The sequence below is a fragment of the Alloyangia pacifica genome (genome assembly GCF_900116195.1).
Taxonomy (GTDB): Bacteria; Pseudomonadota; Alphaproteobacteria; order Rhodobacterales; family Rhodobacteraceae; genus Salipiger; species Salipiger pacificus.
Genome location: NZ_FOZW01000014.1, coordinates 99,421 through 122,522, shown reverse-complemented (window position 1 = coordinate 122,522; position 23,102 = coordinate 99,421). Strand labels below are relative to the sequence as shown.

The following is a 23,102-nucleotide window of genomic DNA, read 5'->3' as shown; positions in this document are numbered from 1 at the left end:
GGAGGGTCTGAGCCATGTGGAAACGCTTCTCTTCCAACATCGGGGCGATGATCGGCGTGGTGCTGCTGCTGGCGGTCATCCTTATCGCCATCTTCGCGCCGCTGCTCTTCTCGCACACGCCGTGGCAGATGGTGCAGCGGCCGTTCCTGACGCCCTTCACCATGGACGGGCTACCGCTCGGCACCGATACGCTGGGCCGCGACGTCGCCTCGCAGCTGGCCTACGGCGCGCGGGTGTCGCTGCTGGTGGGGCTCGTGTCGACGCTGGTGGCGCTGCTGATCGGCGTGCCGCTGGGCGCGCTTGCGGGTTTCTATGGCAACTGGGTGGACGAGGGGGCCATGCGCTTCACCGAGTTCTTCCAGACCATCCCCAACTTCGCGCTGGCCATCGTGCTGGTGGCGATCTTCGAGCCGACGCTGATCTCCATCACCATCGCCATCGCCATCGTCTCCTGGCCGCCGGTGGCGCGTCTGGTGCGGGCCGAGGTCATGTCGGTGCGCAAGCGCGAGTTCGTCGATGCCGCGCGGCTCGCCGGGCTGTCGCGCCCGCGCATCCTGATGACGCAGGTGCTGCCCAACACCGTCTCGCCGATCATCGTCATGGCCTCGCTGATGGTCGCCACGGCGATCCTGCTGGAAAGCTCGCTGTCCTTTCTCGGCCTCGGCGATCCCAACGCGATGAGCTGGGGCTATATGATCGGGGCAGCGCGCACGGTGATCCGCAGTGCGTGGTGGCTTAGCTTCTTCCCCGGCATCGCCATCGTCCTCACGGTGCTGGCGCTGAACCTCATCGGCGAGGGGTTGAACGACGCCCTCAACCCCCACCTCAGCCGGAAGGGCAAGGCATGAGCGCGCTCTCCATCGAACATCTGAGCATCGGCCTGCCGAAGGGGGCCGACCGGGCTTTCGCGGTGGAGGATATTTCCTTTGCCATCGAGAAGGGCGAGATCCTCTGCGTCGTCGGCGAGAGCGGCTCGGGTAAGTCGATGACCGCCAACGCGCTGATGGGGCTGCTGCCGCCGGGCGTGACGGTGAAGTCGGGACGCGCCATGTTCGAGGCGCGCGACATCCTTCGTCTGCCCGAGGCCGAGAAGCAGGCGCTGCGCGGTGAGCGTATCGCGATGATCTTCCAGGAGCCGATGACCGCGCTCAACCCGTTGATGCGCATCGGCGAGCAGATCGCCGAAGTCTTTGCCGCGCATGACCGCTTTTCCCAGCAGGAGCGGCGCGACAAGGCGTTGAACCTGATCCGCGAGGTTGGCTTGCCGGACCCCGAGAAGATCATTCGCGCCTATCCCTTCCAGCTCTCGGGCGGGCAGCGGCAGCGGGCGATGATCGCCATGGCGCTGGCGCTGGAGCCGAAGCTGCTGATCGCCGACGAGCCGACCACGGCGCTTGATGTGACCACGCAGGCGCAGATCCTCAAGCTTATCCTCGACCTGCGCGAGCGGCACGGCATGGCGGTGATGTTCATCACCCACGACTTCGGCGTGGTGGCCGAGATCGCCGATCAGGTGATCGTCATGCGCGAGGGCAGGGTGGTCGAACGCGGCAGCGCCGCTTCGGTGCTGACCGACCCGCAGCACGACTACACCCGCCGCCTGCTCGATGCGATCCCCACCGGCAAGCTGCCGCCCGCCCGTGCCCCGCGCGACGTGCCGGCGCTGGAGATCAAGGGGCTGCGCAAGGTCTACCGTACCGGCGGTGGCTTCTTCCGCCCGGTGCGCGAGGTGCGCGCGGTGGATGATGTCTCGCTTACCGTGGGGCGCGGCGAGGTGTTGGGGCTGGTCGGCGAGAGCGGTTCGGGCAAGTCGACGCTGGGACGCACCGCAGTGCGGCTGGTGACGCCCGACGGCGGGCAGGTTCTGGTGGGTGGTACCGATCTGGCGGCCCTGTCCGAGGAAGAACTGCGCCGCCAGCGCCACAAGGTGCAGATGGTGTTCCAGGATCCCTATGCGTCGCTCAACCCGCGCCAGCGGATCATGGGGGCGCTCACCGACGGGCCGATCACCAAGGGCGTGCCCAAGGCGCAAGCGCAGGCGCGCGCGAAGGAATTGCTGGAGATCGTCGGCCTTGGTGCCGACGCCGCCAGCCGTTTCCCGCATGAATTCTCCGGCGGCCAGCGCCAGCGCATCGGCATCGCCCGCGCGCTCGCCATGGACCCCGAACTGATCATTGCCGACGAGGCAGTCTCGGCGCTGGACGTCTCCATTCAGGCGCAGGTGCTGGACCTTCTGCGCGATCTGCGCGAGCGTTTCGACTTGTCGATCCTCTTCATCACCCACGACCTGCGGGTGGCGGCGCAACTTTGCGACAGGATCGCCGTGATGCAGAAGGGCAAGCTGGTGGAGATCGGAACCGTGCACGACATTTTCCTGAACCCGCAACAGGACTACACGCGGCAGCTCTTGGCCGCCGTTCCGGGCGCAGACTGGGCGAAGGCAGGCGCCGCATGAGGGGCGTCATCACGACGACAGGCGGTGTCGATCTCTGGCCGCACTTCAATGGGGTCTTTGCCGAGGATGCGCCCGAACTGACCGTCATGCAGCGCGAGGATGTCTCCGATCCGGCGCAGGTGGATTTCGTCTTCACCTTCATCCCGCCCGACGATCTCTTCGAGGGCATGACCGGGCTCAAGGCGATCTTTTCGGCGGGGGCGGGCACCGATGCGATCATGGCCTGCCCGTCACGCCCCGCGCACGTGCCGGTCTATCGGGTCGAGGATGCCGACCAGGCGCTGCAGATGGCGGGGTTCGCAGCCTTCCACGTGCTCTGGCATCACCGCGACATGGGTCGCTACGTGGCGCAGCAGGCCCGCGGGGAATGGCAGCGCACGGTCACGGGCCTGTCGCCGAGCTACCGAAGGGTGGGGGTGCTTGGTTTTGGCCACATGGGACGTGCCATTGCCAAGGGGCTGATGGGGTTGGGCTACCCGGTCGCGGGATACTCGCGCCGCGCCCCCGATCCGGCGGAGCCGGGGGTGGAGCATTTCCATGGTGACGGTCTCGACGTCTTCCTCGCCCGGACCGATATTCTGGTGAACGTCCTGCCGCTCACCGGGGCCACGCGCGGGCTGATCAACGCGGGCTTCCTGTCGAAGCTGCCGCAAGGCGCGGCGCTGGTGCAGATGGGACGCGGCGGGCAGGTGGTCGAGGGCGATCTGATTGCCCAACTCGACAGCGGGCATCTCTCGGGGGCCTCGATGGATGTCTTCGAGACCGAGCCCCTGCCGCAGGACCACCCGCTCTGGAGCCATCCCAAGGTGCTCATCACCCCGCATGTCGCCAGCATCCCCGAGCGCCGCTTCGTCGTGCGGGCGATCCGCGAACGGCTTTCCTCCCTCTGATCCCGGACCCAGCCCCATGACCGACCCCAACGATCTCACCGCTCGCGAGCTCTCCGCCCGCGTTCGCGCCGGCACGCTGAAGGCCGCCGATGTGACCCGCGCCACGCTCGACCGGGTGGCGCGGCTGAACCCCGCGATCAATGCCATCGTGCAGGACACCGGCGAGGAGGCGATGCGTGACGCAGAGGCGCTCGATGCCCGCATCGCGGCGGGCGAGGAGGGCGGCGCGCTGGCCGGCGTGCCGGTGACGGTCAAGGTGATCGCCGACCAGAAGGGCTATGCCACCACCAATGGCACCACGCTCGCCAAGGACCTGATCGCCACCGAGGACAGTCCCTTCCTGCGCAACATGCGCGCGCAGGGGGCCATTGTGGTCGGACGCACCAACTGCCCGGCCTTCTCCTACCGCTGGTTCAGCTCCAACAAGCTGCATGGCACCACCACCAACCCGCACAACCCGGGACTGACCCCCGGCGGCTCGTCGGGAGGGGCCGGGGCGGCCACGGCGGCGGGATTGGGTCATATCGCACATGGCACGGATATTGCCGGCTCGATCCGCTATCCGGCGTATGCCTGCGGCGTGCAGGGGCTTCGACCGACGCCGGGGCGGGTGCCGGCCTTCAACCATTCGGGGCCGGACCGGGCCATCGGCCCGCAGCTCATGGCCGTGGCCGGGCCGCTGGCGCGCCGGGTGGATGACCTGCGGCTGGGGCTCGAGGGCATGGCGGGCTATGCGCCCGACGATCCCTGGAGTGCGCCGGTGCCGCTCACCGGACCCGCCGTTGTCCCGCGTGTGGCGCTGATGAAGCGCCCGGGCGGCATCGACACCGACCCGCGTATCCTCGCCGATCTCGAGCGGGCCGCCGAGACCCTGCGGAAGGCGGGCTGGCAGGTCGAGGAGCCGACGCAGGTGCCGGACATTCGTGAGGCGGTGGAATTGCAGATCGACCTGTGGCTCTCTGACGCGCATTCCGACAAGCTGGCGGCTGCGAAGCTGGAGGGCGATCCGGGTGCCATCGCGCTGCTGTCCTTCTACGAGGAGCGGGCGCGGGGGATCGATCTCGAGAAGTTCAGCGCGCTTTTCAGCCGCCGTGCGCGGTTGATCCGCGCGTGGCGCGCCTTCCTCGTCGACTACCCGCTGGTGCTGATGCCGGTTTCGGCGGAGCTGCCCTTTGTGCAGGACGAGGACCTCAACGGGCCCGAGGTCCTCGCGCGGCTGTGGGAGGCGCAGGTGCCGCAGATCGGCATCCCGCTGCTCGGCCTTCCGGCGCTGTCGGTCTGCTCCGGAGTGGTGGCAGGCGTGCCCTCGGGCGTGCAACTGGTTGCACCACCATGGCGCGAGGACCTCTGCCTCGAGGCAGGCGAGGTGCTGGAACGCAGCTTCGGCCTGCATCCGCCGGCCTGAGCGCGCCCGGCTTCCGAAGGAGGCATTGCGCGCGCCGGATAGGGCGCGTGCCTTCCGTAGGGCGGGACCGTGAACGGCTCGAAAACGCTGGTATGCGTCATCCTTACCGAAGAAGGTCTATTCCCGATGTGGTGGGGGACTTCTGGTAGCGGAGGAGGGACTTGAACCCCCGACACGCGGATTATGATTCCGCTGCTCTAACCAACTGAGCTACTCCGCCAAGAAGTGAGCGCTGAATATGGTTATGGGCCGGGAGGGTCAAGCGGAAAAATCACCTGCCGTGGCGGAAATTTTTGCCCCCCTTCCGCAAGCTCATTCGGGACCTCATTTCACGATGGTTTCGTCCCGCACAAAGAGGTTCGCCCAGGCCCGGTCGACCAGATCCGGGGTCATCCTGTGCTCCCAGCCCTCGAAGTCGCAGATCGCCTTCATCTGGTCGATCAGGAAGACCGGCTGGTAGTTGGCGTAGACATTGTCGATCGTCGGGTACTTGGTCTTCAGCAGGTGCACGAGCGAGGCCTCGTCAAGTACCATCTGTTTCTTGCGGGCGACCATGGCGAAGATCTTCAGGAAGTCCTGCTGGTTCGGCCCGTCGATCTTGATCTTGAAGAAGATCCGGCGCAGCGCTGCCTTGTCGAAGATCTCGTTGGGGTGGAAGTTGGTCGAGAAGATCACCAGCGTGTCGAAGGGCACCTCGAATTTCTCGCCGGACTGCAGGGCCAGGATGTCCTTGCTTTCTTCCAGTGGCACGATCCAGCGGTTCACCAGCTTCTGCGGCGGCTCGGCCTGGCGTCCGAGGTCGTCGACGATGAACAGCCCGCCGGTGGACTTGAGCTGCAGCGGTGCCTGATAGGTGCGCGCGGTAGGGTTGTAGACCAGATCGAGCATATCCAGCGACAGCTCGCCGCCGGTGATCACCGTCGGCCGGTCGCAGAGCACGTAGCGCGTGTCGAAACGGGTGGTGCGGCGCAGGCGGGTGGGGTCCTCGACCTCGGTCTCGGCGGCATTGTGCACGATCGGGTCGTAGACCGTGATCACCTGCCCGGAATACTCGATTGCGCGCGGCACGTAGATCTTGTCGCCGAGCGCCTCGCGGATGCCGTTGGAGATCGAGGATTTACCGTTGCCCGGCGGTCCGTACATCAGGATCGAGCGCCCGGCGCTTACCGCCGGGCCGAGATGCGACAGCAGCTCGCTCGGCAGGACAAGGTGGCCCATGGCGCCGGTCAGCGCCTCACGGGTGACCTGGATATTGCGGATCGACTGGCGCTGCACCTGCTCGCGGTAGGCCGAAAGCGGCACCGGCATCGGGCCGAAATATTCCGATTGCGACAGGGCGTCGAGGGAGCGTGCCTTGCCGCTGTCGGTCAGTTGGTAGTGCATCTCGTTGGTGATCGCGTCGCCGCGAGTGCCCATCGCCTCGATAAGACCCTGCGACCGAGCGAGATCGATCAGCTCCTGCGTGATGACGATGGGCAGGCAGATGGCGCGCGCCAGTTCGGTGACCACATTGGTGTTCTTGCGAAACAGGGTCTTGAGGACGATGTCGCGCATCATCGTGCGCGGCAGCGCCATGTCTTCGAGTCGCTTCGGTGCCGGTGGCGCGACGACGCCGGAGGTCTGCATGTTCATCGGTGCTCTGCCCTGTATCCGTCTTGCCCGTGCCTGCCGGACGGGCGGGAAATTTGCGCGCCAGTCCCTGTCCTCGGGCGGCGTTGTTGCCGCTCAGGAAACTTCAGCATTGTGGCAAGAGCTTGTCTGGGGCCGGGAATTGCCGGGGCGCCTTGCGCGAATGCGGCTGGTGGGGAAGGCTGGCGGTGAAAGAGAGCGGAGATGGATATGGCGGATCGGATGACGGTCGGAGTGATTGGCGGCACGGGCATGCTGGGGCGCAGCCTGGTCAGCGGGCTGCTCGATGGCGGCGTGGTGCGGCCCGGGGAACTTTGGGTCGCCAACCGCTCTGGCGCACGGGGAGACCTGCCGGAGGGCGTTCGGGTGACCGCCGATGCGTCCGAGCTGGTCGCGGCCTGCGACGTGGTGATCCTGTCGGTGCCGCCCGGCCATTTCGATGCGCTGGAGATTGATGCCTCCGGGAGGCTGGTGATCTCGGTCATGGCGGGGGTCTCTCGCGACAGGATCGCGGCGCACACGGGGGCGTCGCGAGTGGCGCGTGCCATGTCGAGCCCGGCGGCCGCGCGGCGGCTGGCCTTCTCGCCCTGGTGCGGCGAGCTCGACGAGGCGGACCGGGCGCGGGTGGCCGCGGTGCTCGGGGCCTGCGGAACCACGGCAGAAGTCGCAGATGAGGCGCAGATCGAGGTCTTTACCGCGCTCACCGGTCCCGTGCCGGGCTTTGTTGCGCAATTCGCCGCGGCGATGGCCGATTATGCCACGCGGCGGGGTGTCGCGCCGGAGGTGGTCGATATGGCGATGCGGCAGCTCTTCCTGTCGGCGGGAGAGATGCTGGCGGGCGATGCGCCCACGGCGCAGGCGCACGTGCAGGGCATGATCGACTATGCGGGCACGACGGCGGCAGGGCTGTTGGCGATGCAGGCCGCGGGGGTGCAGCAGGTGGTGGACGAGGGGCTCGACGCGGCGGTTGCACGCACCCGCGAGATCGGCGGCTAGCGCAGGGCGGTCAGACCGGCGTTGCGCCGTAGAGCGCCCCGAGCAGCAGGTAGAGCGCCAGCGTTCCCGCGAGCGCCAGCCCCATGGGAAAGCGGCTGCCGGTCTCCCAGCTCTTCCAGTCCGGTGCCAGTTTGCGCATCGGCGTGGCGCGCATCAGGCGGTGGCTGGCAAAGGCCGCCAGCAGCGTCGCTGCAAAGAGCGCCATGACGAAACGCAGGTCGCCTAGGTGGATGAAGGGAGCGGCGGCAGCTGCGAACTTCGCGTCGCCGGCGCCGACGGCACCGCCGGCATTGAGCGCGATGCCCGCGACCAGCACCGCCAGCATCTGCCCCAGCCGCCAGCCGTAGTCGCCGAGGGGTAGCACGAAGGGACCGATCAAGACAAAGATCGCGACGAGGGTGATCACCGCCTTGTTGAGGATCCGCATGTACTTCATGTCGGTGAAGCAAACCCAGAGGCAGACCATCAAAACCGGTGGCAGGAACCAGAGCGCGGCGGTTGCGGAGATCACCAGCATGCTCTCCGCCTCAGTTGGTCACCGTGCCTTCCAGCGCATCGAGTGCACGGGCGGCGGCTTCGAAATGCTGCGGATGCGTTTCCAGCGCGTCGCGCAGCAGGCCCTTTCCGATCTCCACGTCACCGCGTTTCACCGCGGCGAGGCCGAGCGTCTGGAGCAGTTCGGCGCGTTCGACCTGGGTCATCTGCATGACCGGCAGCGCATAGTTGCCCTGCGCGCCGCGCGCCAGAACGAGGTTGTTCTTCGCGGTGAAGAGCTTCGGATCCTGCCGAATGGCATCGGCGAAGAGCTTCTCGGCGTCGGCATAGTCGCCACGCGACAGCTTTGAATAGCCCCAGTTGTTCAGCACCGAGGCGGGCTTGGTGGTCAGCCCGGCCGCGACCTCGTAGAAGCTGTCGGCCTTCTGCCACTGCTGATGGCTGTCGGCGATCATGGCCTCCAGCCGATAGCGCTGGAAAGTCTCGTGGGTCGGCGGGATGTCGTTGAGGACCTGCTCGGCCTGCGCCCAATTGTTGCTGCGGATCAGCGCATCGGCGAGCGCCACCCGGTCGTCGTTTGTCGAGCCCTCGTGGGCGATGACCTGGGTCCAGGCAGAGGTGGCCTCGGGGTAGCGTTTTGCGCGCACCAGTGACTTGGCAAGGCCGCGCTGGAAGTCGATACGGGTCGGGTCCTGTTCGGCGCTCCGCGCGAAGTAGGCCACCGCCTCGTCGGGATCACCTGCGCTGAGCATCACCTCGGTCAGCCCGGCACCATCGATGGCATTGACGCCGGAGAATTCGCGATCAACCGCGTCCTTGTCGATGTCCTTGCCACAGGCGGACAGGGCGAGAAGGCCCGCCGCGAAGGCGATCAAAACATTCGGGTGGCGCATTTCCTGCGTCCTCTTGCTGCTCTTGCCTTTTTTGCGCTGGCCTGTCGTCGTCCCTGCCGCGACCCCTGCCATTCCCGGTGGGGGAGGGCTCAGTCCGCGCGCCGGATCAGGAAATCTCCACTGCCCCGGCGAACCAGCCTATAGTCTTGATTTTGCGCCGGATCATAACCGGTATCGTCCCGCTTTGCGAGCGCCAAGCGCAGATTGTCTCGGATTGCGTCACTTTGGCCGTTGTCGAGCCCATAGGCCCGCCGAAAAATCTCGGCCGCCTCGGCGGTCTGGCCGCTTTCCATCAACACGACGCCGAGATTGTTCCACGCCTCGGGCCAGGTGGGCTCGACCTCGACGGCGCGGCGCAACAGGGTCTCGGCCTGTCCCAGCCGCCCCAGCGCGAGATTGGCGGAACCCAGCGAGCTGAGCACCTCGGCGGTGAGCCCGTCGCGCCCGGCGGCGCGGGTGTAGGCCTCGAGCGCGAGCTCGGCCTCTCCGGCCTGCATCAGCCGGTGCCCGACGAGCAACTGGTCGACCTCTTCGCCGCGCGGGTCGAGCGTCGGCGCATAGGGCGTGCCGTCCTGCTGCTCCAGCGTGTCCGGGGTGCCGAAACCACCAAGGCCGCCCGTGGAACAGGCGGCCAGGCAGAGCAGGGCGACGGCGGCAAGAGCCGGAGGTGGAGGCATGGAGTCAGTTCGCGAAGGTTGCCAGTTTGCCGATGCCCACCAGCGACGGTCCGACCAGGATGATCATCAGCGGGGGCACCGTGAGCATCATAGTGGTGAGCGTCATCTTTGTCGGCAGCTTGTTGGCCTTTTCCTCGGCGCGCATGACTCTTTTGTCACGCATCTCGGCGGCATAGACCCTCAGGGCGTCGGCGATCGAGGTGCCGAAGTTCGCCGCCTGGTTGAGCACCACAACGAAGGATGAGACGTCGTTGACGCCGCAGCGGTCGCCCATGTCGGCCAGCACCGCGGATTTTTCCTTGCCGGCCTTCAGTTCGTGGCAGACGATCTCGAACTCATCGGCCAGCGCGGCGTAGGAGGCGCGCAACTCGCGCGAGACCCGGTTGATCGACTGGTCGAGCGACTGGCCGGCCTCGACGCAAACCAGCATCATGTCGAGCGCGTCCGGGAAGCCCTCCTCGATCTGCTGGCGGCGCTCCTCGACGCGGCGGGTCACCCAATATTTCGGGGCATAGTAGCCAAAGGCACCGGGGGTGATCATCCACAGCATCTTGGTGTGCAGCGGGGCGTCGGGCGTGTCGAGCACCAGCAGGTAGTAGACCGAGCCTAGGGCCAGAAGGCCGAGGCCGAGCACCATCTGCGCGAGGTAGTAGAGCCGCACCGCGTCGCGCGAACGGTATCCCGCCTGCATGAGCTTTCTGCGCACGGCGCTGAGCTCTTCCTCGGTCGTTGGTTCGAGGTACTGCGCGTATTTGTTGAGCTTCTCGTTGCGACGGGTGTCGCGGAGCACGGCGCGGGTTTCCTTTTCCATCGACTGGCGCGAGGTCTCGCGCAGCTTGTCCATGGGGTCGGGACGCGAGCGCAGCATCAGCGGGATGCTGGCAAGGATCAGCACGAAGGCGAGGCCGGCCACCACCATCAGGGGGCCCGCGGGGCCGAGCCGCGCGATGATCAGGCTGTTGAGGGTATCGAGCATTGCTGGGGCCTCAGACTTTGATGTTCACCAGGATCTTCATCACGATCAGATTGAGGACCAGGAAGATCGCGACGGCAAAGCAGGCAGGGATGAAGAAGGCGTGGTCGAGGACCTCGTCGTAGTAATGCGGGTCGAGCACCTGGATAGCCAAGAGCACGAAGACCGGGAAGCCGGACAGGAACTTGCCCGACCATTGCGCCTCTGCGGTGATCGCCTTGACCCGGCGGAACAGCCGGAAGCGGGCGCGGATCACCTTGGCGAGGCCCTCGAGGATCTCGGCGAGGTTGCCGCCCGACTGCTGCTGGATGCTGACCGCCACGGCAAGGAAGCGCATGTCCTGCATGTCGAGCCTTTCGGCCATGTGCTTGAGCGCCTCGCCGATGTCGCGCCCGTATGTCGCCTCGTCCGAGATTACCCCGAACTCGGTCGCCAGCGGGTCCTTGATCTCTTTCGAGACGATGCTGATCGCCGAGCTGAACGGGTAGCCGACGCGCAGGCTCCGCACCATCAGCTCGACCGCATCGGGCAGTTGTTCCTCGATCAGGGCAAGGCGCTTCTTGGCCTTGCCGTTGACCCACATGTAGACACCGCCGACGCCGATCCCGATGCCCATGACCAGGCGGATCGCAAGCGAGGCCTCGGTGGCGAGGCTCAGCGCGAAGAAGGCAAGAACGCTGACGCCGATCATGATCAGGATCAGCTGCTGCGGCGTGAAGGCGAGCGCGGCCTTCTGCGCGCGGTCCGCCAGTAGCGAGTAGAGCGGGATGCCGCGATTGTTGCTGTGCTGGTCCATCTCCTTGCGGAGCGTGGCAAGAACATCCTCGCGCGAGGTGGTCTTGTTCAGCATGTCCATCCTGCGATTGACCTTGCTGTTTAGGCTGATCGACTTGCCGAAGGCGACAAGATAGATGCCCTCGACCAGCACCAGAACGCCGATGAAGATCAGGCCGTAGATGATCGGTTCTGCGCTGAGCATGGCTTACTCCGGACGGAAGGGTTCGTAGATCGAGGGCGGCACGTCGTAGCCCCACATGCGGAAGCGCTCGGAATAGTGGCTGCGCACGCCGGTGGCGGTGAAGTGGCCGATGATCTTGTTGTCGGGGGTGAGGCCGACGCGCTGGTAGCGGAACACCTCCTGCATCGAGATCACGTCACCTTCCATGCCGGTGATCTCGGTGATCGAGGTCATGCGGCGCGAGCCGTCCTGAAGGCGGCTGGCCTGCACCAGCACGTTCACCGCCGAGGAAATCTGGCTACGCATCGCTTTCAGCGGCATCTCGACGCCGGCCATGGCGATCATGTTCTCGAGACGGGAGATGGCGTCGCGCGGGTTGTTGGCGTGGATCGTGGTCATCGAGCCGTCGTGACCGGTGTTCATCGCCTGCAGCATGTCGATCACCTCCTCGCCGCGGGTCTCGCCGACGATGATGCGGTCGGGGCGCATCCGCAGCGCGTTCTTCAGGCAGTCGCGCGGGGTGACCGCGCCCTTGCCCTCGACGTTCGGCGGGCGGCTCTCCATGCGGCCCACGTGGGTCTGCTGCAGCTGAAGTTCGGCGGTGTCCTCGATGGTCAGGATACGCTCGGCGTCGTCGATGAAGGACGACAGGGCGTTGAGCGTCGTGGTCTTGCCCGAGCCGGTGCCGCCCGACACGATGATGTTCAGCCGCGTGGCCACGGCGGCCTGCAGGTAGACGGCCATCTCCTCGGTGAAGGCGCCGAAGTTCACCAGGTCGTCGATGCCCAGCTTGTCCTTCTTGAATTTCCGGATCGACACGAGCGAGCCGTCAACCGCGATCGGCGGAACCATGGCGTTGAAACGCGAGCCGTCGGCGAGACGGGCGTCGACATAGGGATTGGATTCATCGACCCGGCGACCCACGGCCGACACGATCTTGTCGATGATCCGCATCAGGTGGCGCTCGTCCTTGAACGTGATGTCAGACAGCTGAAGCTTGCCGCTGCGTTCGACGAAGATCTGATGCGGGCCGTTGACCAGGATATCCGAAACCGTGTCGTCCTTTAGCAGCGTCTCCAGCGGACCGAGGCCCTTCACCTCGTCATAGAGCTCCTGGTTCAGCGTGCTGCGCTCCTCGCGGTTCAGCACGATGCCTTTTTCCTGCAGCGATTCCGCGGCGATCGCAGCGATCTCCTCGCGCAGCTCGGTCTCGCTCGCCTGATCGATGGCGGCGAGGTTCAGGTTGTCCAACAGGGCGCGGTGCAACTCGAGCTTGATCTCGCCCATGCGCTCCTTGCGTTTCTTCTCGCGGTCCTGCGGCCCCGGCTCCGCGGCACGCTTGGGCAGCGGCTTGCGCATCGCCTGCGGGCGCGCCTCGGCCTCAACCGGCGCCATTTGGACCTTGGGTGCCTCAGCGGGCGCGGCGGCGGGTTGCGATGTGGGCTTCTTGTAACGCGAGAACATGGCGGGCTCCTATCACGCGGCTTCCGCATCCGACTGGCCGATGGCGTAGAGCTCGGCGGCCAGCTTGGCGATTTCCTTGCGCAGCGGGTTCTTGCCCGCCTGCCTGGCAAGCGGCTGGCCATGGTCGCCGGCCATCTGCACCTGCTTCCCGCCGTCCGGCAGCATGACGCTGAATTCGATGCCCAGCCCCTCGGCCATGCGCTTGGCGCGGGTCTTGCCGGAAAGGTCTGTGAACTTGGGCGCGTGGTTCAGCGCGAAGCGGATCTTATCGAAGGGCAGGTCCTCGGACTGCAGCGCGCGCTTCAGGCGCAACGCGTTCTGGGCCGAGCGCATGTCCAGCTCGACCAGCGCGAAATAGACCTGTGCCTCGGTCAGCACGGTGTCGGTCCAGTGGGTGATCGTCGTCGGAAGATCGACCACCACGAAGTCGAAGTGCTCGCGCGCGGTGTCGAGCAGGGTCTTCACGTCCTCGGGAGAGAGCATGTCGAGCGGCAGCATGTCCGGTGGCGCGGTGAAGACCTGCAGCTTGTCCTCGTAGCTGGTCAGCGCCTGGCCGAAGCTGTCGCCGTCCATCGAGGGGATGTCGCTGAGCAGCTCGAAGACGGCCTCGCGGCGGGGCAGGTCGAGATGGGTGGCGACGGTGCCGAACTGCAGGCCGAGGTCGATCAGGCAGACGCGGGGCGCGCCATCCTTGCGCACGGTCGCGAGCTCCCATGCGAGGTTCACGGCAAAGGTGGTGACGCCGCAGCCGCCGGCAAGCCCGTGTGCGGCGATCAGCACGCCGTCCCCGCCGCCCTTGAGCTTCACGCCCTCGACGGGAACAGGCAGCTGGGCCGCGAGCCGAGCGGCCTCGGCGCGGGCGCGGAAGCGGGCGACGGCTGCGGCCAGCTCGCCCTCGGGCAGGGGGTAGGGGGCAAATTCGTCGGCGCCGCCGCGCAGCAGCTTGTGCAGGGAGGCGGGGGTCACATCCTCGGCGATCAGCACCACCTTGATGCCGCGCGCCGCGGCGCGGGCGATCAGCTGGCCGAGCAGATCGAGGGTATTCTCATCCTCGCTGTCGATGGCCAGCGCAATGAATTCCAGCGAGTCGGCGTCGGGTTGGCCGAGGAACGTCAGGGCATCCTCGAAGCCGAGGTCTCCCCAGGCCTCTCCCAGAAGGGCTTCCATGTCCTCGATGAGCAGGTCGAAATTCTGCACGTCCCGGCTGACGGTGCAGGCCAAGATCGGCGCAGGGGCGGACTGCCGCTCGGGGTTGGTGGTCATTCTTCTTGTCCTTTGCCTCACGCGGGGCGGTGGCAAGAGGTGCATGTCGTGAAAGCCTGCACCTCGCCCGCCGCTCAGTTTCCCGACTCGGAAGCCGTGCCGGGAGCGACCCGCTGATGCAGAAATTGTCGGTCAAGTGGGGCAACATTTTGTCCGAAAAACCGTAATTGTACGGAATTGTCGGACGATCACCCGGGGGAATTGCGCCCGGGGATCCAGCGTGAGGGTCAGTCTTGGGATCAGCCGCCGTCGGTGGCGCCCGAGACCGCGGCGCTGGTCAGCCCGGTCGCGGGCTCCGCGCTGCGCACGTATTCGCGGTAGATGACGCGGGCGTATTTTCCGTCCAGCAGCGACGGGTGACCCGCCACGAAGCCCGAAACCTCGGTCACCGTGCGACGGTTGCGCCGCTCACGGCCTTCGGTGACGACGAGCGGTTGTGTTTCTCCGTAGGAAACAACCGCCTCCAGTCGCGCGCGCGAAATTCCGAGGGTCGAGAGGTATCCCACAACCGCCTGAGCGCGGCGCAGGCCGAGCGATTTGTTGTAGGCGGAGCTGCCGACGAGGTCGGTGTGCCCGTAGACGCGGAAGCGCACTTCGGGGAATTGGCGGATCCAGTCAGCCTGGCGGCGCAGGATGCCCTGCGCGGTGGCATCGAGCACGCTGCTGTTGAAGGCGAAGGTCACCATGCTGGGCACCTCGGCGGCAAAGCGCGCCGAGAGGTCGTGCACGTAGCCCTGCTGGCCGGTCATCACCAGCGTGTTGGTCATCGTGGCGTTGCCGAAGGTGCCGTCGTCGACATCGGACCCGCTCTCATGGGCCGAGCAGGCGGCGAGCAGGGAGAGCCCCGCGGCAGCCCCCGCGGCGCGGAGCTTCATGAAACCGGTCTTTCGCTGTCGTGCCTGCATCGGATCAATCCATCACATAGCCGTAGGAGCCGCTGAAGTCCTGCTTGGCGACTTCGCCAGCAGCCCCTTTCACCGGGCGGTTTCCCTCGGCCGCGGTGCGTCCGTAGAGGAAGAGATCGCGCTCGGAGGGCGGTTTCACCCTGTCGGTCGGCAGGGCGAGCACCTGGCCCCGGGTCGGGGTGACAAGATGCGGCGTCACGATGATCACCAGCTCGGACTGCTGGCGGCTGTACTCGGCACTGCGGAACAGCGCCCCGAGCACCGGTATGTCGCCGAGCCAGGGCACCTGGCCGTTCAGATCGGTGAAATCGTCCTGCAGCAGGCCGGCGATGGCAAAGCTCTCGCCGTCGCGCATCTCGACTGTGGTCGAGGTTTCGCGGCGGCGGAAGGCATCGATGCGGATCTGGTCCACGTCAACGCCGTTGCTGCTGTCGATCGAGGAGACGGCGGCCTTCAGTTCGAGGTTGATCAGATCGCCGTCGACAACGCGGGGAATGAAGTTCAGCTCGACACCGAAGGGTTTGAACTCGACCGAGATCGTGCCCTCATCCTGTGCCACGGGCACCGGGTATTCGCCACCTGCGAGGAATTTCGCTTCCTGCCCGGAGAGGGCAGTGAGATTGGGCTCTGCCAGCGTGCGCACGACGCCCTTGGACTCCAGCGCCTCGAGCAGGATGCCCACCTCGAGTCCGCCGGCATTGAAGCCGAAGACCGCCGCACCTTCGGTGCCGTCGGCCACTTCCACCCCAGACCCGAGCGCATTGCTCCCGTCGATCCAGGTGCCGGTTTCGGAGGTCAGCCCGAGATCGCCGCCCAGCAGGTCGCCGCTCAGCGACAGCGAGCTGCGCAGGGTCTTGGCGACGGAGCGCTGCATCTCGGCGAAGCGCACCTTCAGCATGACCTGCTGAACTCCGGCCACCGACATCAGGTTCGACACCCGTTCGGGCGCATAGCGCTCGGCCAGGTCGAGGGCGCGGTCGAGCTTCTGGCTGCTCGACACGGTCCCCGACAGCACGATGCCGTCGTTCGCTGTGCGCACTTCGATGTTTTCGCCCGGCAGGATCTGCCGCAGCCGTTCCTTGAACTCCGAGACATCGGCGGCGACGCGCACGTCGACGTTGGTGATCAGCCGCCCGTTGGCATCGAGAATGGTCAGCGTCGTTGTGCCCGGGGTCTTTCCGAGCACGTAGATGGTTCGGTCGGACAGTGAGGAGATGTCGGCGATGGCGGGATTGGCGATGGAAAGCTCTGCGAAGGGCGTGTCGCTCTCGACCACCACGGCGCGATTCATCGGCACGTTCAGCGCGCTTTCGGTGCCGGTGCGCACGACTCGCAGGTTGTCGGCCCGCGCGCTCGGGGCGAGGGCCGTCACACTCAGCGCCAGCCCCAGCAGGGCCGCCTTGAAGAAGTTGTCAGCTTTCATGTGACCTGCCTTTCGATCACGCCTCGGGAGCGGATCGTGGCGCCCGCTTTCGCGGCCACTCTGCGCGCAAAGCGGTTTCCATGCAAGAATCAATGGCTTCGGGCTGTTGCCTGCTGTGGACACTGGGCAACAACCGGGTCGGGGACCGCGCAGCGAAAAGGGGTGCCACGCGGGCACCCCCTTCGAGCAAGCTCTTGATTCCGGTTCAGTTCGTGCAGGGAATCGGGATCACTGCGACCTCGCCGCCGCGGCGGACGCGGGTGGTGCAGGATTGGGCAACCGGCTCGGCCTTCTCCACCTCGGGAGCTTCGAGACCGAGCATGACGCGCTGGTCCACCTCGATCACGTCGGCGACGGTGATGTCGTTGGAGTTCATCAACGAGAGCGACAGCCGCCCGGTACTCTGGGCCTGCGCCAGCGCGGCGATTTCCTGCGGCGTGGCGGCGACGGTCACCGAGCGGGCAATGTTCACATCCGAGTCTGCCATGTCGGCGGTCTGGTCGATCGCGATCAGCCGGACGCCGGCCTGGATCAGCTTGGTGAACTCGCCGCGCACCCGGTTCGCGGATTCGGTGGCGACCTTGCCAGTCCAGTAGACGTCGACCTGGTCACCGGGGCGCAGGAAGCCGGAAACGCCCGTGTGCACGTCGACCTTGATGGCAAAGGCGCGCTCGCCGGGCCGCAGGCGCGAGGTCAGGCCGGCATCGCCGCCCGGTTCGCTGATCTTGGTCGGGACCACGGCCTCGAACTTCTCGAGCGCGCGCATGGCGACGCGCGGGGCGTCACCCTCCTTGAACAGCGGGCTCTTGGCGCCGAAGGTCTTCTCGGGAAGGATCTCGACCGGCCAGGGGGCAAGGCGCACGTCCTCGGCGGTGACGATCTCGCCGTGGGCGATGGCGCGGGTGGTCACGTAGATCTGCCGCGTCGGCACCGCTTCGACGGATTTCGCGCGCTCCGCGTTCAGCGCCGCCTGATAGGTGCCGATGTAATTCTGTGCGAGATAGACCGCAAAGCCGGCGAGGCCGAGCCCCGCGATCAGAACCAGTCCGAATAGCAGTCGCATGTCTGTCCCTCTCGATTTCGGTCCGGGCAGGCCCCGGATGGTCGCTCTCGCGCCGGTTTCCCGCACGCAGCCAATGAGCGGTCTAAGCGTGGATTGTGGTGAAAGATGGCCGGTTCTGGGCCTTCATGGCGGCGCGCCGGCGGCGAAAGGACCGGACTCGCCAAGGGCCTGGGGGCCGCGCGCTCATATGTTCCCGGAAAGGGAAACCGCCGCCGGACGACGTCCAGCGGCGGTGAATTCGTGCGTCGTCGGCGCGTGCGCCTCGACTTAGCCGCCGGTGCCGGTGTCAGTGCCGGTGTCAGTGCCGGTGTCAGTGCTGCCGCCGACGGAGGTGGTCAGGTTGGTGCCGACGGTGCCGAGGGCGGTGGTCACGTTTTCACCGATCAGGCTGTAGGCGCCGGCGGCCATGGCGACCACGGCTGCGGTCAGCACGACCCAGTCCACGGTGACTGCGCCATCTTCGTCGTTGCGGAAGGTTTTGATGAATTTCAGCATTGTCTCTCTCCGTAAATCCAGTTTGCTCTCTCTCAACCGCTTCGGAAGACGTTGGCAGGGTCTCTCATTCCCTTGTCCCTCGCGGCCTGATCCCAATAAAGCCGTTGGAATGAGGCGGGACTTTGGCGCAATCGGATTGTTTTTGCAGTCTGGAAAGGATTCCGAAGAAATCTTTTATGTCATTGAAAATGAATGAAATAAATCCAAGTATTTGCGACATTCTGGCGAAACCGCGCCAGCTTCGGCCTGTTACACGCGCGTTCATGCGCGTATCGCGAACAATCTTGGTTGATCATGCAATCTGTGCGAGACTCGCGCGAAACGCCGGGCCGTGCCCTTTGCGCATTCGCTTTAAGGGCAGGCTGCGGTGCTTTGATACGGGGACCCGGGCAGAGATCCGGGCGCCGCTTAGGAGAAACGAGGCAGCAGTGACCGCAGGCACGTTCCGACATGGCTATCTCCGCGTCGCCGCGCTGGCGGCGGTGCTTGCGCTCGGCCCGATGGGCGGTGCGTCCCATGCCGAGTCACCCGCACCCTTTCCCGACTTCTCGGCCAAGCGCGTGACGCCGCCGAAGCCGGGCGCAAAGAAGCGCATCACGGTCCAGATCGTCGCCCCGCCTCCCAAGCCCCTGCCGCTGCCGCAGGCCGACGGGCAGGATGTCCCCGGCCCGGGCAGCGCCCCGGGGCGCGCCGAGGGTATGGGCAGCTATGGCTGGTTCTGGCAGGCGGTCTCTCCCGAGCTTTCTGCCTCGGGGCCGGGGCGACTCGAGCCGGCGCTGTTCAAGCTCGGCAATCCGCCGCAGGGCGGGGGCGTGCGCGCGCCGCGTCTTCAACAATTGCAGGACATCGCCGCGAGCTATGGCATCGAGTTGCTGAAGGCGACGGTCGGCACCCGCGTTTCTCCGGCGCTCGCACTGGCGGTGATGTCCGTGGAATCGGGCGGGCGCAGCGCTGCGGTTAGCCGGGCGGGGGCTCAGGGGCTGATGCAGCTGATGCCCGCCACTGCCGCGCGCTTCGGCGTCGCCAATGCGCTCGACCCGGTGCAGAACATCCGCGGCGGCGTCGCCTTCCTCGACTTCCTGATGGAGCGCTTCGACGGCGACCCGATCCTCGTGCTGGCAGGCTACAATGCCGGCGAGAATTCCATTCCCCAGTACCAGGGCGTGCCGCCCTACGCCGAAACCCGCGACTACGTGCCCAAGGTGTTGGCCGCCTTCAGCGTCGCCAAGGGCCTGTGCCTGACGCCGCCGCAGCTGATCTCCGACGGTTGCGTCTTCAGGGTCTCCGCCAACTGAGGCCTTCTTCTCTTTCAAAATACGCCGGGGGAGGCGCGCGCAGCGCGGCGGGGGCGGAGCCCCCATCCTAACCTCGCCCCGACGCGCGATCCTGCCCCCTCGACGCGACGCCGCCGATCTCGCATAACCCCGCGCATGAAGCTGCCGATCGACGCCGCCCTTCCCGAGCTGATCTCCGCCCTGCGCGCGCAGGGCCGTGCCGTGCTGCAGGCCCCGCCCGGCGCAGGCAAGACCACACGGGTGCCGCTGGCGATGCTCGATGCCGGGCTGACCGAGGGTCGCATCGTCATGCTCGAGCCACGCCGTCTCGCCGCCCGCGCCGCCGCCACGCGCATGGCCGAGACGCTGGGCGAGGCCCCGGGCGAGACCGTGGGCTACCGTATCCGCGGCGAGAGCAAGACCTCGAAGGCCACCCGCATCGAGGTGGTGACCGAGGGCATTCTCACGCGCATGATCCAGTCCGATCCCGAGCTGTCGGACGTCGGCGCAGTGATCTTCGACGAGTTCCACGAGCGCTCGCTCAATGCCGACCTCGGCCTCGCGCTCTGCCTCGAGATCGCGGGAGCCCTGCGCGACGACCTGATGCTGCTGGCGATGTCGGCGACGCTCGACGCCGGCCCGGTCGGCGAGCTGATGCAGGCGCCGGTGGTGACCTCCGAGGGACGCAGCTTCCCGGTCGAGTCGCGCTGGCTCGAGCGTGCGATGCCCAAGACCCAGCGCTTCGAGCAGGCCATGGCCGATCTCATTGTGCAAGCGGCGTCGGAGACCGAGGGCGGCATCCTCGCCTTCCTGCCCGGCGAGGGCGAGATCCGTCGCACCGAGGGGTTGCTGAAATCGCGCCTGCCGAAAGACGTGACGATCCGCCCGCTCTTCGGCGCCATGGAGTTTGCCGCGCAGCGCGCCGCGATCCGGCCCGAGGGGCAGGGGCGCAAGCTGGTGCTGGCCACCTCCATCGCCGAGACCTCGCTGACCATCGAGGACATCCGGGTCGTGGTCGACGGCGGCCGCGCCCGCCGTGCGCGCTTCGACCCCGGCTCGGGCATGTCGCGGCTGGTGACGGAAAAGGTCACCCGCGCCGAGGCCACCCAGCGCGCGGGGCGTGGCGGCCGCGTCGCCGAGGGTATCGCCTACAAGCTCTGGACCAAGGGCGAGGAGGGCGCGCTGCACGCCTTCCCGCCCGCCGAGATCGAGACCGCCGATCTCGCCGGCCTGGCGCTCGAGCTGGCGCTCTGGGGCGCGACACCCGAAGACTTGCCCTTCCTCACCGCGCCGCACCCGGGGGCCTTTGCCGAGGCGCAGGCCTTGCTGAAGATGCTCGGGGGGCTGGACGGCGAGGGCCGGATCACCGCCCATGGCCGCCAGCTCGCGCGCCTGCCGCTGCACCCGCGGCTGGCGCATATGCTCAGCCTCGCCGGCCCCGAGGCCGCGCCGCTGGCTGCCCTGCTGGCCGAGCGCGATCCGCTGCGCGGCGCGCCCTCGGATCTCGGCTACCGACTCGAGGCGATCCGCGATCTGCGCCGTTTCACCGAGAGCCGGCCCTTCGAGGTCACGCGTGCCGCGCTCGAGCGGATCAAGCAGGAGGCCAAGCGCCTGTCGCGCGCCGCCGGGCAGGGGCAGGGCGAGCGGCTCTCGCCCGCCGCGCAGGCCGGGCTCGCCTATCCCGACCGCATCGGGCTGCGCCGCAAGGGCGATGCGCCGCGCTACCAGCTGTCGGGGGGCAAGGGTGCGGTGATGGACGAGGTCGACCCGTTGGCACAGACCCGACTCATCGTGGTCACCGACACCGACGGCAACCCGCGCGAGGCGCGCATCCGCCAGGCGATCCCCATAGCCGAGTCCGAGCTGCGCGGTCTCTTTGCCGATCAGATCGGCTGGCACGACATCTGCGAATGGTCGAAGCGCGATCGCCGGGTCGTCGCCCGGCGGCAGGAGCGCTTCGGGGTCATCGCGCTTGACGACCGGCAGTGGAAGGATGCGCCCGCCGAAGCCGTCGCGCTGGCGATGCTGGACGGGGTGCGCGACCTCGGCATTCCGCTCTCGGACGCCGCCCGCCGCTTCTGCGCGCGGGTCGAGATCGGCCGCGCCGCCGGGCTCGACCTGCCGGACATGGGGCCGGAGGCGCTGATGGTGGAGATCGGCGACTGGTTGCTGCCCTTCCTGGGCGGGGTGAAGAGCGCCGAGGACTGGAAACGTTTCGACCTGCTGCCCGCGCTGCGCGCCCGGCTCGACTGGGCGCAGATGCAGGCGCTCGATGCCAAGGTGCCCGGCAAGTTCACCACGCCACTGGGGCGAGAGATCCCCATCGACTATTCCGGCGAACACCCCGAGATCACCCTGCGCATCCAGGAGATGTTCGGCCAGCGCACGCACCCGATGGTCGGCAAGCTGCCGCTGCGGGTCACGCTGCTCTCGCCGGCGCGGCGCCCGGTGCAGACCACCATGGACCTGCCTGGCTTCTGGGCCGGCTCCTACGCTGACGTGCGCAAGGACATGAAGGCGCAATACCCGCGCCACCCCTGGCCAGAGGACCCGCGCGAGGCCGACCCGACGCTGCGCGCCAAGCCGCGCGGCACGTGACTGCGCGTCGCTTCTTCTCTTCCCAAATACGCAGGGGGTGAATTGGCCGCAGGCCAAGAGGGGGCAACGCCCCCGGCGGCGCCATCCGCAGGCGCCGCGTCGGAAAGAGGGGGCTCCGCCCACGCCGCTCCCTGCGCGGCTTCCCCGGGATATTTCCGTCCAGGCGAAGCCAGGCGGGTGGACATTGCCGGCGCGGGCGGCGCAAATCGGGGCAAACGGAGCGAGGTGGCATGGATATCGAGGATCTGGCGGCGCGCATCGAGGCGGGCGAGCGGCGGGCACTGGCGCGGGCAATCACCCTTGTGGAAAGCGGCCGGGCCGATCACCGGGAACAGGCGACGGCGCTTCTGGACCGGCTGCGCGGGGGCGGGCGCGAGGGGCTGCGGATCGGTCTGTCAGGCACACCCGGCGTGGGCAAGTCGACCTTTATCGAGGCCTTCGGCATGATGCTCACCGCGCAGGGGCTGAAGGTGGCGGTGCTGGCGGTCGATCCGTCCTCGGCGCGCTCCGGCGGGTCGATTCTCGGCGACAAGACCCGGATGGAGCGGCTGTCGCGCGACCGCAACGCCTTCATCCGCCCCTCGCCGGCACAGGCACAGCTGGGCGGGGTGGCGCGGCGCACGCGCGAGGCGATCGGCCTTTGCGAGGCGGCGGGTTTCGACGTCATCCTGATCGAGACCGTGGGCGTCGGCCAGTCCGAGACCATGGTGGCCGACATGTCCGATCTCTTCCTGCTGCTACTGGCCCCGGCCGGCGGCGACGAGTTGCAGGGGGTGAAGCGCGGCATCATGGAGAGCGCCGACATCATCCTCGTCAACAAGGCCGATGGCGAGCTGAAGAGCGCCGCCACCCGCACCTGCGCCGATTACGCCGGGGCGCTGCGGCTGCTGCGCAAGCGCCCGCAGGATCCCGAGGGCTTTCCCAAGGCGCTGACTGTCTCGGCGCTGGAGGAGGCGGGGCTGGCGAAGGCCTGGCAGGAGATGCTGGCGCTGGTCGGCTGGCGGCGCGAGGCGGGGCAGTTCGACGCCCGCCGGTCCGAGCAGGCGCGGCACTGGTTCGAGGCCGAGGTGCGTGAGGGGCTGCTGGCGCGGCTGCGCCAGGAGCCGGTCAGAGGCGCCATGGCGGCACTGGCGCAGCGCGTCGAGCAGGGCGATCTCAGCCCGGCCCGCGCGGCCGAGGAGATCCTGCAGACCTATCTGCGGGGCTTTGCCGGGAAGGGCTCTTGACGCCGATGGGGCTTGGAGCT

At 67.3% G+C, this 23,102-nt stretch carries 20 protein-coding genes and 1 tRNA gene; 8 read left to right on the top strand and 13 right to left on the bottom strand.

Features of this window, described 5'->3' with window-relative positions; genetic code table 11:
- Nucleotides 1–14 precede the first annotated feature (14 nt).
- The 4 genes from BM397_RS24360 to BM397_RS24345 are packed head-to-tail and all read left to right on the top strand — an operon-like array spanning nt 15 to nt 4,750.
- A complete protein-coding gene (locus tag BM397_RS24360) occupies nt 15–848 on the top strand; it encodes an ABC transporter permease (RefSeq protein ID WP_092429752.1) in 834 nt (277 codons plus the stop codon).
- Nucleotides 845–2,455 carry an ABC transporter ATP-binding protein gene (locus BM397_RS24355; protein ID WP_092429750.1) on the top strand — a complete coding sequence of 537 codons (1,611 nt, stop codon included), beginning with the start codon at nt 845–847 and terminating at the stop codon, nt 2,453–2,455. Before BM397_RS24360 ends, BM397_RS24355 begins: the two co-directional genes overlap by 4 nt.
- The gene (locus tag BM397_RS24350) at nt 2,452–3,345 is read left to right on the top strand and encodes a 2-hydroxyacid dehydrogenase (RefSeq protein ID WP_092429748.1); all 894 of its coding nucleotides are present in this window, start codon (nt 2,452–2,454) and stop codon (nt 3,343–3,345) included. The genes BM397_RS24355 and BM397_RS24350 overlap by 4 nt, the downstream gene beginning before the upstream one ends.
- 16 nt (nt 3,346–3,361) lie before the next feature.
- The gene (locus BM397_RS24345; RefSeq protein ID WP_092429746.1) at nt 3,362–4,750 is read left to right on the top strand and encodes an amidase family protein; all 1,389 of its coding nucleotides are present in this window, start codon (nt 3,362–3,364) and stop codon (nt 4,748–4,750) included.
- Nucleotides 4,751–4,893: 143 nt separating this feature from the next.
- Here BM397_RS24345 and BM397_RS24340 read toward each other — a convergent pair.
- Nucleotides 4,894–4,970: transfer RNA gene (locus tag BM397_RS24340), tRNA-Met, on the bottom strand.
- A 104-nt stretch (nt 4,971–5,074) separates the two neighbouring features.
- Entirely contained in the window at nt 5,075–6,382 is a 1,308-nt protein-coding gene (locus tag BM397_RS24335) for a DUF8689 domain-containing protein (RefSeq protein ID WP_092429744.1), read from the bottom strand.
- Between the two features lie 201 nt (nt 6,383–6,583).
- On the opposite strand from BM397_RS24335, the gene BM397_RS24330 reads away from it, so the two are divergent.
- Nucleotides 6,584–7,375: a pyrroline-5-carboxylate reductase family protein gene (locus tag BM397_RS24330; RefSeq protein ID WP_245696211.1), complete on the top strand. Its 792-nt coding sequence runs from the start codon at nt 6,584–6,586 to the stop codon at nt 7,373–7,375.
- A gap of 10 nt (nt 7,376–7,385) precedes the next feature.
- Here BM397_RS24330 and BM397_RS24325 read toward each other — a convergent pair whose 3' ends face one another.
- From BM397_RS24325 to BM397_RS24275, 11 genes are all read right to left on the bottom strand, one after another.
- Nucleotides 7,386–7,892, bottom strand: a complete 507-nt coding sequence (locus tag BM397_RS24325) for a prepilin peptidase (RefSeq protein WP_092429740.1) — start codon at nt 7,890–7,892, stop codon at nt 7,386–7,388.
- A gap of 10 nt (nt 7,893–7,902) precedes the next feature.
- Complete coding sequence (locus BM397_RS24320) at nt 7,903–8,763, bottom strand: tetratricopeptide repeat protein (RefSeq protein ID WP_092429738.1); 861 nt, start codon at nt 8,761–8,763, stop codon at nt 7,903–7,905.
- Between the two features lie 89 nt (nt 8,764–8,852).
- A complete protein-coding gene (locus BM397_RS24315; protein ID WP_092429736.1) occupies nt 8,853–9,440 on the bottom strand; it encodes a tetratricopeptide repeat protein in 588 nt (195 codons plus the stop codon).
- A 4-nt stretch (nt 9,441–9,444) separates the two neighbouring features.
- On the bottom strand, nt 9,445–10,416 hold the full coding sequence (locus BM397_RS24310) for a type II secretion system F family protein (protein WP_092429734.1): 972 nt from the start codon (nt 10,414–10,416) through the stop codon (nt 9,445–9,447).
- 10 nt (nt 10,417–10,426) lie between these two features.
- The gene (locus tag BM397_RS24305; protein WP_092429732.1) at nt 10,427–11,392 is read right to left on the bottom strand and encodes a type II secretion system F family protein; all 966 of its coding nucleotides are present in this window, start codon (nt 11,390–11,392) and stop codon (nt 10,427–10,429) included.
- A gap of 3 nt (nt 11,393–11,395) precedes the next feature.
- Nucleotides 11,396–12,835, bottom strand: a complete 1,440-nt coding sequence (locus tag BM397_RS24300; RefSeq protein WP_092429730.1) for a TadA family conjugal transfer-associated ATPase — start codon at nt 12,833–12,835, stop codon at nt 11,396–11,398.
- A 12-nt stretch (nt 12,836–12,847) separates the two neighbouring features.
- Nucleotides 12,848–14,098: a CpaE/TadZ family protein gene (locus BM397_RS24295; protein ID WP_092429728.1), complete on the bottom strand. Its 1,251-nt coding sequence runs from the start codon at nt 14,096–14,098 to the stop codon at nt 12,848–12,850.
- A gap of 239 nt (nt 14,099–14,337) precedes the next feature.
- A complete protein-coding gene (locus BM397_RS24290) occupies nt 14,338–14,973 on the bottom strand; it encodes an OmpA family protein (protein ID WP_176806859.1) in 636 nt (211 codons plus the stop codon).
- Nucleotides 14,974–15,007: 34 nt separating this feature from the next.
- On the bottom strand, nt 15,008–16,426 hold the full coding sequence (locus BM397_RS24285; RefSeq protein WP_092429724.1) for a type II and III secretion system protein family protein: 1,419 nt from the start codon (nt 16,424–16,426) through the stop codon (nt 15,008–15,010).
- Nucleotides 16,427–16,631: 205 nt separating this feature from the next.
- Nucleotides 16,632–17,489 carry a Flp pilus assembly protein CpaB gene (gene cpaB / locus BM397_RS24280; RefSeq protein WP_092429722.1) on the bottom strand — a complete coding sequence of 286 codons (858 nt, stop codon included), beginning with the start codon at nt 17,487–17,489 and terminating at the stop codon, nt 16,632–16,634.
- 267 nt (nt 17,490–17,756) lie between these two features.
- Nucleotides 17,757–17,984 (bottom strand): hypothetical protein, encoded by a 228-nt coding sequence (locus tag BM397_RS24275; RefSeq protein ID WP_092429720.1) that lies wholly within the window; start codon nt 17,982–17,984, stop codon nt 17,757–17,759.
- A gap of 500 nt (nt 17,985–18,484) precedes the next feature.
- Here BM397_RS24275 and BM397_RS24270 point away from each other — a divergent pair, with 500 nt between their 5' ends.
- The 3 genes from BM397_RS24270 to meaB all read left to right on the top strand — a co-directional run bounded on the left by BM397_RS24270 (nt 18,485) and on the right by meaB (nt 23,082).
- Nucleotides 18,485–19,279, top strand: coding sequence for a lytic transglycosylase domain-containing protein (locus tag BM397_RS24270; RefSeq protein ID WP_092429802.1), 795 nt, complete (start codon nt 18,485–18,487; stop codon nt 19,277–19,279).
- 135 nt (nt 19,280–19,414) lie between these two features.
- Nucleotides 19,415–21,856: an ATP-dependent helicase HrpB gene (hrpB, locus tag BM397_RS24265; RefSeq protein WP_092429718.1), complete on the top strand. Its 2,442-nt coding sequence runs from the start codon at nt 19,415–19,417 to the stop codon at nt 21,854–21,856.
- Nucleotides 21,857–22,086: 230 nt separating this feature from the next.
- Complete coding sequence (meaB, locus tag BM397_RS24260; protein ID WP_092429716.1) at nt 22,087–23,082, top strand: methylmalonyl Co-A mutase-associated GTPase MeaB; 996 nt, start codon at nt 22,087–22,089, stop codon at nt 23,080–23,082.
- The last annotated feature ends 20 nt before the right edge of the window (nt 23,083–23,102 follow it).